At 44.5% G+C, this 12796-nt stretch carries 7 protein-coding genes, 2 tRNA genes and 1 rRNA gene; 9 read left to right on the top strand and 1 reads right to left on the bottom strand.

Translation table 11 applies throughout. The features are described from left to right. The first annotated feature begins 11 nt into the window (after positions 1-11). From FGL37_RS05945 to FGL37_RS05920, 6 genes are read left to right on the top strand one after another with little or no spacing between them, the layout of a single operon-like run. A complete protein-coding gene (locus tag FGL37_RS05945; RefSeq protein WP_138096694.1) occupies positions 12-767 on the top strand; it encodes a fasciclin domain-containing protein in 756 nt (251 codons plus the stop codon). Positions 768-780: 13 nt separating this feature from the next. After that, positions 781-2388 carry a DUF5008 domain-containing protein gene (locus FGL37_RS05940; RefSeq protein WP_028069191.1) on the top strand — a complete coding sequence of 536 codons (1608 nt, stop codon included), beginning with the start codon at positions 781-783 and terminating at the stop codon, positions 2386-2388. Positions 2389-2408: 20 nt separating this feature from the next. Further along, on the top strand, positions 2409-4142 hold the full coding sequence (locus FGL37_RS05935) for a LamG-like jellyroll fold domain-containing protein (protein WP_051606639.1): 1734 nt from the start codon (positions 2409-2411) through the stop codon (positions 4140-4142). Between the two features lie 15 nt (positions 4143-4157). After that, a complete protein-coding gene (locus tag FGL37_RS05930) occupies positions 4158-6167 on the top strand; it encodes a M60 family metallopeptidase (protein ID WP_028069190.1) in 2010 nt (669 codons plus the stop codon). A gap of 9 nt (positions 6168-6176) precedes the next feature. Next, positions 6177-7946: an alkaline phosphatase family protein gene (locus FGL37_RS05925; protein WP_081817816.1), complete on the top strand. Its 1770-nt coding sequence runs from the start codon at positions 6177-6179 to the stop codon at positions 7944-7946. A gap of 59 nt (positions 7947-8005) precedes the next feature. Beyond that, positions 8006-9409: a discoidin domain-containing protein gene (locus tag FGL37_RS05920; protein ID WP_028069188.1), complete on the top strand. Its 1404-nt coding sequence runs from the start codon at positions 8006-8008 to the stop codon at positions 9407-9409. Positions 9410-9959: 550 nt separating this feature from the next. On the opposite strand, the gene FGL37_RS05915 is transcribed toward FGL37_RS05920, so the two are convergent. After that, complete coding sequence (locus tag FGL37_RS05915; protein WP_138096692.1) at positions 9960-10544, bottom strand: hypothetical protein; 585 nt, start codon at positions 10542-10544, stop codon at positions 9960-9962. A gap of 359 nt (positions 10545-10903) precedes the next feature. Between FGL37_RS05915 and FGL37_RS05910 the strand changes: the two genes are divergently transcribed. The 3 genes from FGL37_RS05910 (at position 10904) to FGL37_RS05900 (ending at position 12710) form a co-directional block, all read left to right on the top strand. Then, positions 10904-12431 (top strand): 16S ribosomal RNA (locus FGL37_RS05910). A 120-nt stretch (positions 12432-12551) separates the two neighbouring features. Further along, positions 12552-12625, top strand: a tRNA-Ile gene (locus FGL37_RS05905). Between the two features lie 11 nt (positions 12626-12636). After that, a tRNA-Ala gene (locus tag FGL37_RS05900) sits at positions 12637-12710 on the top strand. Positions 12711-12796: the final 86 nt, after the last annotated feature.

The raw sequence follows: 12796 nt of genomic DNA, 5'->3' as shown, positions 1-12796 counted from the left end.
AGGAATAGATTATGGAAAAAATTTGGAAATATACTCTTTTGTCATTGATGCTAGCCTGTTTATTTTCAGCGTGCAAAAAAGAAGATTATATCGATACTGGTGTCAATGACCCAAAGTTTAAAGGTACAATTTGGAACTACTTGGAATCAAGACCTGATATGTTCGATACGTTGATGGTAGCGCTGAAGGCGGCCAAGCTGGATGATGTGCTAAAAAATGATGAAGTCACTTTCTTTGCTCCTCCGGACCCTTGTATTTTGAAATCTGTCTGGGTGCTGAACCAAATGTTGTTTCGCTCCGGTCAGGATTCGATCACCAAGCTTGAGCAGATCAGACCTGAAGTGTGGAAAAAATATCTGTCAAGATATATTTTTAAAGGAAAAAATGTAGCCAAAGATTATCGCCAGCTTGATACACTGAATTTAGCAGCCTTTCCAGGTGGTGTGTATAAAAATATTTTTGGGGAAGATATGAATATCGGGGTACTCTATAACGATGTTATCAGCAAAAATGAAAGTTCGGGTGGTACACAGGTCATTAAATACGCCGGATATCGTCAGCTTTATTTAAATTATCCATATTCCATCAGTGTGCCGGAGGAAATTAAGGATTATTTTGTTCCTTTTATCACTGCTCCGGTCGCAACTTCTGATATCCAGCCGACCAATGGTGTTTTACATGTACTGCAATTTTCAAAACATTCCTTTGGTTTTCAGAACAGTGAATTTGCAGATGAGGCCTATTTGTTAGGAGTGCTCCCAAAATAAGACTTATTAATATATGAGAAGAAATTTAATAACCAAAATAGGTGCCTTGATGGCTGCAATTTTTGTATTTGCTGCTTGTAATAAGGACATAATAACCGGTACAGATCCTTATGCTGGAGGAAGACAGTCGGCAGGTGTTGGATTTTATATTAATTATCCGGAACCTGGCACTGCAAAACCCGGCGAATTGGTGGATTTTTATGTAAAAGGGTTAAAAGGTAAGGTGGATAAAATCAATTTTTTCGTCAACAACACACCCGTAGAGATTGTCGCAGCTAGAGATTCCTTGGTAACGATCAAGGTGCCAGCGCTGGTTACCTCAGGGGACGCGAAAATTGTTGTAGACGATGAGGTATTTTATGGCCCCCGACTGGAAATTGAAGGGAATACTTCCGTTGATGAGAACTATGGAATGGTGAATGGGTTTAATGGTAGTGTCTATGATATTTTGCCAAATGCAGGGGGATTCATTGTTGCGGGCTCTTTCTCGAATTTTGAAAAAGAGGCAATTACAGAAAACGTCTCCGAAAATAACAAGGTTTATCGAAATGGTGTACATTTTATTGATGCTAACGGCAAGTCGAATGCAAATATGAAGTTCGGATCCGGGACCTATGGTGGGGGGTTCATTAGATCTATTGCAAAAACAAATGACGGTAAGTTTATTTTTGCCGGTGCTTTATCCACTTTTGCCAAACGAGCGGTCAATAATATAGTCCGTGTTAATAATAATGGTGCTATCGACTCAATGATTGTTGAAGTTATCAATCCCAGCAATGATCCCAAAAACTCATTGGATACCGTATCAGCTTTTAACGGCGGCGTAAATAATACCATTCTTCGGACTTTTACGACGTCCGACAATAAAGTCATTGCTGTTGGCAACTTTACCAATCATTTTAAGATTGACTATAACTATTCTTCACGTGAAACCCGGAAATATGTTATATCGAATGCCAAAGGAGTTATCCGCATGAAGGAAGATGGTTCATTGGATTCGGCATTTGCGCTGAATAACCCTGGTGCGAACGGTCAGATTATGGATGCGGCAATGATTGATAATGATCGTATCGTCATCGTAGGAGCATTTACAACTTATAATGGCAAAGCGGCCAACGGTATTGCGTGTATCAAAGCCGACGGTTCACTGGATGAAACTATTACTTTAAAGGGTAATATTAACCGATTATATAGCCTGAACTATAACAGTTCATTAAAAAAACTGGCTGTCGTAGGCTTATTCAATGGTGCCGGTGCTTATGGAAAGATAAATAATGTTGCGCTGATAAATATGGACGGTACTATTGATGAGACTTTCATTATCCGTGATATAGGGACAGGAATCCTCAATTATGCACAGGTGCTTGATAACGGTCAGGTTGTTGTCGAGGGGACCCAGAATAGCTATGCTGGAACACCGAGAGCAAACCTCCTGATTTTGGAAAAAAATGGCGAATTGTTGCAAAAATACAATTCATTAGGACCATTTACAGGCTCAGTTTCCAAGATTATAGAAACGAAATCTTCGCTCGGTGAGCCAGCGTTGTTACTGGGTGGTACGATTTTTAAGTTAGGACAAAAAACTGTAGGCAACTTCTTGCGTCTGGAGGTAAGGAATTAATCCAATAAATAAAACAGGCTATGATTAAGTATTTAAAAATTTTCAAACATATATCTTTTACACTTAGTGTCTTAGTGATATTAGTGGCGTGCAACAAAGACTTTCCTAATCTGCTTCAGAACTTTAATGAGGCAAAGGAAAATCCTGAGAGCAGGGATAAGGTGCTGCTGGTCGTAGTAGATGGTCTTTCGGGGCCGGCGATGCTGGAAATTGCGCCCCCGAATATTGAACAGATGACACGTAATGGACTGGTTACTTACGGAAGCCTGGCTGATCCGACGACGGATTTCGAAGTCACTAATCAATCAGTTGCAGCAGCGTTATTGACAGGGGTGAACAGCGCGAAAAACAAGGCCGTTGGTACCGACCTAGACGAAATTGATCTGAATAACTATCCAACTATTTTCACGAAGCTAAAGAATAACGCCACCAGTCTGAACTCTAGCCTTTTTACATCAGACGCCAAATATGGTACTGTATTCGGCAAGGATGCCGATGTAAAGGTAGCGGAAAATGATCAGGCGGTTGTGGATGCGGCAACACAAGCGTTGTCCAATACCGAATCAGATTTGAATGTTATTCATCTAACGGAGGTTGATAAGGCGGGAAAATCTTCAACTTATACACCCGATGACTCAAAATATGCCGCTGCAATCAGCGTAATGGACAAACAGGTGTTATTGTTATGGGAATCCATTAAGAAGAGATCTACTTTTGGCACTGAAAATTGGATCGTGATCGTTACTTCTGCGCGGGGCGGTGTCTCAACGGGCCCAGTCACTGATTTTACACCATACGGTGATCGTAAGAGAGAAACGTATACGCTGTTTTACTCGCCAAAATTCTCTAAGAAGATTGTGCCAAGGCCCAATTCAACCGAGATCCCATTTGTTGCAAATGCTACCCGTTATACGTATGCCAGCAACAATCAGGTCATTGGTAAACTGGCGGACCCCAGTACGTTCAATATGGGAACAGGCAGCGACTGGACTATGACGTTATTTTTAAAACACAATATCCCGAATTCAGCATATAATTATCCTATATTTTTTGCGAAACGCGTGGAAGGCTTTACGGGAGCCGGTTGGAACTTTTTTTTGGAAGGCAATTACTGGGGCTTTAATAGTTCAATAGCTGGACAGGCGTTTGGACCTCCTATAAACGACGGAGAATGGCATGCATTGACCGTAGTGATTAAGAGAAGTGGCAGTCAGGATTCTGTATATGTGTATACTGATGGAACCAATGCTACTGTTTCGGGTAAGTCTTCTCAGGTAGGAGCCAATGGAAACAATTTGGACAATTCAAGCCCTTTGACATTGGGTTACAATCCCGGAAACGGAAACACAGATTGCAATATTTCCATCTGTAATGTTCAGATCTATAACCGCGCGTTTTCAGCTGAGGAAGTGAAACGATATGGGGGAGTAACACATATCGATGAAACTTACCCTTTCTGGAATGACCTCCAGGGATATTGGCCGGGTTATGATGATGTCAACACAACTATACTTACAGAAAAAACGGGTAAAGGGGCAGGCAATTTCAAATTGACAGGTCCCGTAGCCTGGACGAGCTTTAATGAGCTGGTGCCGTTTTTTCGGCCACCTATTGCGGAGTCCTTCTATCGCTTAGTGCCTAATGCGGTAGATATACCATTTATGATCTATCAATGGCTGGGGGTTTCGGTCGAATCGGCTTGGAATTTAGATGGGAAAAGCTGGACACCTAACTATACGCAAATTAGAAAATAACCAAATTTTGACCTAATGAGAAAGAGATATTTAGTTTTTGGATTATTTGTAGGACTGATCACTTTTGCATCGTCCTGCAGTAAATATGGGGCTGAATTTCCGGACGGTTACCAATCGGGAGACTCTACGGAAACGCCGTTATTGACAGATACAACGATGGGAAAAGCAGATAAAAGCTTGTACCACAAAGCTCGTATATACCCAGGATTGGTCGGAGAAAATGTTGCTCGCATAAAAGATACAACTATTTCGATGTTAATGGATAGGAAATACGTGAGCTCATACCAATATAAAGTCAGTGTAACGCCGGCGCCAATTTATACAACCGGACTATATGCTCCTGCCGGCGAAGTTATTAGAATCACGGTGCCACAAGGCATCAGCGGATTGACGGTACAGATTGGTGTGCACACAGACAATATTACCGGAAAGGATGCTCCTCGTAGAGATCCTATGTTGTTTACAAGAAAGGAGTTATTTCCCGGTACAAACTACATTAAGAACTTATACGGTGGAACGATTTGGATTATCAACCAGAAAGCAAGTACTGCTCCCGTTAATATACATGTGACCGGTGCTGTCAAATCCACCGATTTTATTCTGGGAAAGACAGCAGTTGCCGATTGGAAAAAACAGGTCCTGACACAAGATGTTCCTTGGATGGATCTGATTGGGCAACGGGTTGCTTTTTCCGTGCCGCGGTCGCTTGTTGTCAAATTTATTCAGACGGGAAAAATGGATCAGGTCGATGAAGCATTGCGTCTGTGGGATGAAACCTATGTTAAAGATTACTATAATTGGATGGGACTTTCGGCAAATGCTGCGGAGCAAGTAAACCGGTATCCGGACTTTTGGGAAAGAGGTGTCATGGACATCCATCCATCACTCGGATATGCGCATAGTGGCAGTCCTTGGGTAATGCAGGAAGATGAATATTGGTTAGACGAACTAACAAATCCAAATACGATCAGAAAGGGGATGTCCTGGGGCTCTTATCATGAGGTAGGACACAATTATCAGGCGACATGGGCATGGAGCTGGTCAGATTTGACGGAGACTACGAATAACCTGTTTATTTTCAATGCGGCGCGTAATCGTGGTGTTACTTCCCGAATTGACTTCCATCCGGCGCTTAAGACTTCCATCCCTGCCGCATTAAAGTTTGCTGCCTTAACATCTGCTAAAAGTTTCTCCAATTTTCCGGCCGAACTGGGGATTGATGCAGATGATCCATTTGCACGATTGACGCCTTTTCTGCAGATTTTTGATAAGGTAACAGGAAAAAATGGCGAGCCAGGCTGGGATTTTTTTCCATACATCTATAGTAAGGCTAGGAATGAGAATTTTGCGACATCTTTAGACCAGGGAAAACGGGATTACTTTTATCGTCAGCTATGTAATTTTGCCGGAAAGGATTTTAATAGATTTTTTATCGCTTGGGGAATCCCTGTAAGTAGTTCGGCGAAGCGCGAAATGCGTGAAAAGTATCCGCCAATGGACCGGGCTATCTGGGAGTACAATCCTTTGACATTTTCTGGCGGAGACGGGGTGTTACAACCGCGTTATTTCCTGCCTAGTGGTTTGTTTGAGTTCACCGCCAATGTGGCCACGGCTACTAATGAGAGTACAGGTAAGTTCAGTGCCATGACCGATGGGGATCCGAATACCTACTGGCACACTTGTTGGTCCGGCTGCTCGATCCCAACGACACTTCCTGTAGAGCTCACCATGAATATGAAAGAGGTCAATGTATTTAAAGGCTTTTATTATAAAAATCGCGCAAATGCCACATTTGCAACTAAGGTCAACGTCTATATCAGCCGCGATAACAAAAATTGGACGGATATGGGCCAGTTTGCTCTGGGTAGTGCTTCTCAGACAACTGCACAGAATGCCGCGTTGAAGGAATTTGCTTTTCCCAACTTAGTGGAGGCACAATATGTGAAGTTTGTGTTCCCAGATCCAAATACAGGGGGCGCAAATCACGTGGCTATTGCTGAAATAGGGGTGTTTTACGATATATAAACTGAAGTTATGAAAATAATATTTATTAATATAAAGAAGATCTTACTCTTTGTCATGTGGGCAGTATGTCTGGTAAGCTGCACAAAATATGCTAATCCGCCTGCTATTTATGAGGATTATGAGCAAAACCTGCAGCAACCCGTTAAAAGGAAAATACTATTTATTTCCATCGATGGGTTGGTAGGGCAGGAATTAAAAAAGAATGTGCCAGTCAATATTGGCGAATTGCTGAAGACAAGTAAATATACCTTCAATGCTTTGGCTGATGAGAATACAAGCAACCCATCCTCCTGGATGACCATGATGAGTGGTGTGACTTACTCCAATCATCATATTATCGACGAGTCCTACATTCCGAGACCAAATGAAGATGACCCACATGGGAATGTAGCCGGTTACCCTTCAATGTTATATCGTATTGCCACCGTGGCACCTTCCCTTAAAACCACCGTGGTCTCGAGGTCTGCTACTTTGAATGACAAGTTGCTTGTCAGCGCAAACGAGACTTATACTGGATCTTCCGACGAAGAAGTAAAGTCCAAAGTATTGAATTTATTCGATACCAAAAATACCGACTTTATGATTGTCCAATTTACTTCTGTATTAGAAGCGGGGGAAAAAGGCGGATTTACAGCAGATAATAGCGATTATATAAACGCTATAAAAAAGGTGGATGGTTATATCGGAGAGATTCATAAAGGCCTGACGGGGCGCAGGAATTATCAAAATGAAGATTGGCTCGTGATACTCACATCTAATCACGGCGGTATCGGTAATTCTTATGGAGGAGGATCTTCGCAGGAACGAAATACTTTTGCTATATTCCAGAATAAAAATTTTAAAGGGGCTGAACTTACTGGCAGACCAATGAGTTATGTCCGCATGTGGGGATACGACGGTACCGGGAATAAACCCTTGGGGGTGAGAGCTGTTAGTGACAATATCGGCAATGCCAGCGACTATGATGTGGCGACCACGAAAGAATTGACGATTTCGGCCCGATTGAGATTTAATTTAAATAACACCATTATTTCTTCGACTTATCAACCGAATACCTACAACTATTGGTACTCCGGGATATTCGGTAAGGATTCTAATACTTCTTTAGCTACTCCCGGGTGGATGTACTATACCTGGGGAAATGATTTGCAGGTGAAAATAAGCGATGGTGTTAAGGAAGCTACTTGTCAGACCGCGAAAATAAATGGCGAATGGTATACCATGACAACGGTCATCAAGGCTATAGGGAATGACCAGATTAATATCAAGATTTATAACAATGGTACATTGGCACAGGAGACGACAACTTCTGGTATGAATGTGGCGAATATCAAGACGAACGATCCGTTGATTTTTGGCTATAGGCCCAATATTTCTTACGATTTGGTGGATTTCGATGTGTCCAATGTATCTATTTTTAATAAGGCTTTTACACAGGAAGAAATACGTAATTCTTTATGCTTTGAAGGTGAACTAACGCAGTCTTCGGTCGCAAATAGCCTGAAGGGGTACTGGAAAATGTCGCCCGATCAGATCGGGGTAATCAAAAATGAGATTTCTGGGAAGAGTGCTATGGGGCTTACAGGAGATTTTTATGCTAGGATGACGTCTGAAGTTATTCCTTGTGAGTTGGGCGACAATGCTGTATTTGTTCAGGCAGCTGATTTTTTTCCTCAGATATTTTATTGGTTGGAAGTACGGACATTAAAGGACTGGAAACTTGAAGGGCAGGTGTTTTTGAATAGATATGAAGTAGAATTTTTAATGCCTAAACAATAAGAATTAGATGGTAAATCCTCAACCCATCCTGGTTGATGGGATAAACTTAATTATTAGTGATGAAAAGGAAAATGAAAAAGAGCTGGGCATTCAATGTCATTTTGGGAATACTGGTGTTATTTATGGTGGGTTGCAAAGAGGAAGAGCTTGTATTTCCTCGACAAACAGAGCAGGAGCCTATCGTAACTGAAACAAGACCAACAGCCAGACCTACAAACTTGACGTATGTGTCAGCCTATAATCAGAATGTGGAAATACATTGGCCGGCTTTGTCAGACCGTGTTGTAAAAGCTAAGGTTAGATATACAGATGGCGGGCAAGACAGAACAGTTGATGTCTCCAAGTTCGATGTCCCGTTGGTCATACATTTAAGCGAACTAAAAAATTATGATTTTTCGTTGCAATATTTTACTGCCGACGGTACGGGTTCCAAAGTTACGAGGACCGCGTTGACGCCGAGAGCATATGAGGCTGACTATAAAATAGAGAATGTTTCTGTGCATCCGGTCCCTGGTGGTGTGACATTTATCTTTCCCAATACTTCCACACGTGAATTGCCCGGGACATTGTCTTATACGGTGGGCGGAAAATCTTTTGAGGTTAGCCTAAAAGGCAATATTAAAGATACGGTAACGATCTCGAATTTAACAGACGAAACTAAAAAGATAAATTTTAGTTTAAGACTTCAGGACGATGAATGGAACCGAGCTCCAGCAACACAAGTAGAAATGGCACCTGGTTTAATTACATATAAATTAATGTTGCCGACAGTTTTTTCATACATGAGCGGAAGCGATGCGGTTTTGGTCTGGGATAATACGACTAAAGATCCGGTTACAGTGCGGGTGCAATATGAATTGAATGGTGTAAAAAAAACAGCTAAAGTAGAGGGAAATACGGATGTTAAAGGAAAATTGACGTTCGACGTGCAGGGAAAGGCGACAACGTTCACGTACACATTCGAAACTGAAGGCCTCACGTCCCCAGAACACAAGCTCCAAGTGAATCCATTAGCACCCTTAAATAAATTGTCATGGACGGCAGAAGCATCTTCAACAGAGACCAATGAAGGAGCAGCGAACGGGAAAGCGCAGAGTCTGATAGACGGCGATATCAATACCTATTGGCATTCTACATGGTCTTCTACTAATAATCCGGTCTATCCACACTGGTTTATTATTGATTTGAGTAAAACAGAGATTTTAGGAAGCATTGGGATGATAAGACGTCATAATAATACAACTGGCGGCTTTAAGACGTTCAATGTAGAAATTTCTTTAGATAAGGTTAACTGGTCTATGATTGCTGAAGGCTTGACGTTTAATTCAGCTGATAGCCCAGCGGCATGGCAGGACTATAGCCTGACGCCCGTCAAAGCGAGATATATTCGGATTACGATGACGGCTCCGATGAACAGCGCGACTTCCACCCACCTGGCCGAATTCAGGACACATGCTTATTAACGCTGATTATCAGTCTGACTAAATAGGTAGGAGGGCGCTCATTACTATATTGCCCTCGGAAAGTTCTGCATTTCTGGGGGCATTTAATGAAATGCCTATTTTAGTCGGTTTACCTGAATTATCCTAGCATCCTGGACGACTGTATAAGGAAAGGTTATATATTAATCAAGTTCCATATTTACCTAGATATTACATATTTCTTAGTTAGATTTCTGTTAGGTTTAGTTTAGCTAGTACCTAATGAAAACCTAAACTAAACCTAAACAAACCCTAAGTAAAGCCTATCTAAATATATATGTTGTGTTCTGCCAGATTGCCCTTTGGCCGTTGGACCGGATATCCGTAGCTGGTCGTGCGCTTCCGGCCTGTATCGGCCCGGCAGTCAGCAGATCGTGTGTCCGGAGTGCGTGTGTCCGTACTGCCCCATGTTTTCTCCGGCTGTGGTGCACCGGGGATCCACTGCTGCTCCGTGCCTTATCCGCATCTGGGGCAGGATGACCGTGGAGTGAGAACAGGGCTCTGGGGCGCTGAGAGCGTGCAGGACACGGACTCAACACGGACTCAGCACGGAAACAGGGCGGAGCCACCGTGCTGATGGCATGCTGCTGTCCTGCAGTGAGAGCCAAGGATTATCGGAGTATTGCGGGCTCTGGTAACCCGTCTTCAGGATCTGTTCCCCGGGCTCCGGGGGGAGGCGTCGCTGTTGGCCATGGTGCCGGGATTCCCGTCCGCCTGCCGGTCGGCCGGAGTCTTTCCGTTCAGATGGTTTGCCCCGGGCCGGATTTTCCGGCCCCGGCTCAAACGCCCGTCCATCTTTCGGGGGAGCTGGCTGCTCTGCCCTCTGCGGTCCGGCAGAACTGCGCCCGGCTCCGGGCGGCTTCTGCTCTGCCCTGCATCCGGATAGCATTCTGCTTAACCGGATGCTTTCCGCGGAGATTTTTGCTTCTGCCCGTCCTTGCGGCCCCTGTTCTGCGGTCCCGGAGCCGCCGGTTTCAAAAACAATCGTCCACCTGTCCAGCGGGTTAGGGCAAAAACGGAAAAAATAAGGACAGAAGTCTTGGAAGTTTGTTCCAAAAGTTTCTATCTTTGCACCACTCCGCAAGGGAGGGCGGGCTGCTCCGGAAGAAGCAGCCATGAAAAAAGAAGGGTTCAACGGTAGCTGAACGCGGAAACCGGAAAAAGAAAGCCAAAAAAAAACTTCAGAAAGTTTTTGGAAGTCCGGAAAAGATTCCTACCTTTGCAGTCCCGCAGGAAACGGCGGAAAAAACAAAAAAAGATAAAGAGGGCGCAATGCCCGTCTGAATATAGCGGATACGGAAGTTGAAGCGCATAAAGTTCTTTAATAATACACAATCATGTAGCGTGACGGGCAGACAGACGAAAGTCGGAAGTCATGGAACAGATTCAATCAATCCGTTCAATTCGGTCCGAGATCAGAGATATTAAAAAAGAATTCTGATTATTATAAATAGTCGGAATCAGAAACTTCATTTTACAATGGAGAGTTTGATCCTGGCTCAGGATGAACGCTAGCGGCAGGCCTAATACATGCAAGTCGGACGGGATCCATCGGTAGCTTGCTATCAATGGTGAGAGTGGCGCACGGGTGCGTAACGCGTGAGCAACCTGCCTCCATCAGGGGGATAGCCTCTCGAAAGAGAGATTAACACCGCATAACATAATTTTCCGGCATCGGAGGATTATTAAATATTTATAGGATGGAGATGGGCTCGCGTGACATTAGCTAGTTGGTGGGGTAACGGCCCACCAAGGCGACGATGTCTAGGGGCTCTGAGAGGAGAATCCCCCACACTGGTACTGAGACACGGACCAGACTCCTACGGGAGGCAGCAGTAAGGAATATTGGTCAATGGGCGGAAGCCTGAACCAGCCATGCCGCGTGCAGGATGACTGCCCTATGGGTTGTAAACTGCTTTTGTCCGGGAATAAACCTCCTTACGAGTAGGGAGCTGAATGTACCGGAAGAATAAGGATCGGCTAACTCCGTGCCAGCAGCCGCGGTAATACGGAGGATCCGAGCGTTATCCGGATTTATTGGGTTTAAAGGGTGCGTAGGCGGCCCGTTAAGTCAGGGGTGAAATACGGTGGCTCAACCATCGCAGTGCCTTTGATACTGACGGGCTTGAATCCATATGAAGTGGGCGGAATAAGACAAGTAGCGGTGAAATGCATAGATATGTCTTAGAACTCCGATTGCGAAGGCAGCTCACTAAGCTGGTATTGACGCTGATGCACGAAAGCGTGGGGATCGAACAGGATTAGATACCCTGGTAGTCCACGCCCTAAACGATGATAACTCGATGTTGGCGATAGACAGCCAGCGTCCCAGCGAAAGCGTTAAGTTATCCACCTGGGGAGTACGCCCGCAAGGGTGAAACTCAAAGGAATTGACGGGGGCCCGCACAAGCGGAGGAGCATGTGGTTTAATTCGATGATACGCGAGGAACCTTACCCGGGCTTGAAAGTTAGTGGAGGATGCAGAGACGCATCCGTCCTTCGGGACACGAAACTAGGTGCTGCATGGCTGTCGTCAGCTCGTGCCGTGAGGTGTTGGGTTAAGTCCCGCAACGAGCGCAACCCCTATGTTTAGTTGCCAGCATGTTATGGTGGGGACTCTAAACAGACTGCCTGTGCAAACAGTGAGGAAGGTGGGGACGACGTCAAGTCATCATGGCCCTTACGTCCGGGGCTACACACGTGCTACAATGGACGGTACAGCGGGCAGCTAGCTGGCAACAGCATGCTAATCTCTAAAAGCCGTTCACAGTTCGGATCGGGGTCTGCAACTCGACCCCGTGAAGTTGGATTCGCTAGTAATCGCGTATCAGCAATGACGCGGTGAATACGTTCCCGGGCCTTGTACACACCGCCCGTCAAGCCATGAAAGTTGGGGGTACCTAAAGCATGTTACCGCGAGGAGCGTGTCAGGGTAAAACCGATAATTGGGGCTAAGTCGTAACAAGGTAGCCGTACCGGAAGGTGCGGCTGGAATACCTCCTTTCTAGAGCATCGCGGACCGTTGCCCGTCACGTACCACATGATTGAAAAGAAGAAAACATCAGAAGAAAGTGCCCTCCCCTTAAAGGAGCGGTCCCGGAAGGAGAGATGGAATAATACAGCTAGTCCCGTAGCTCAGTTGGTCAGAGCACTACACTGATAATGTAGGGGTCAGCAGTTCAAATCTGCTCGGGACTACGGATAGAAAAGGGGAATTAGCTCAGCTGGCTAGAGCACCTGCCTTGCACGCAGGGGGTCAACGGTTCGAATCCGTTATTCTCCACGAGATAGTATATAGTATTTAGTATATAGTATTTAGAGATGATATGGCGACATATAATGATCTTAATACTAACATCTAACTACTTA

This window comes from Sphingobacterium thalpophilum (assembly GCF_901482695.1).
GTDB classification, from domain to species: domain Bacteria; phylum Bacteroidota; class Bacteroidia; order Sphingobacteriales; family Sphingobacteriaceae; genus Sphingobacterium; species Sphingobacterium thalpophilum.
The sequence above is the reverse complement of the archived record's forward strand: the minus strand, read 5'-3'. Positions and strand labels throughout refer to the sequence as shown.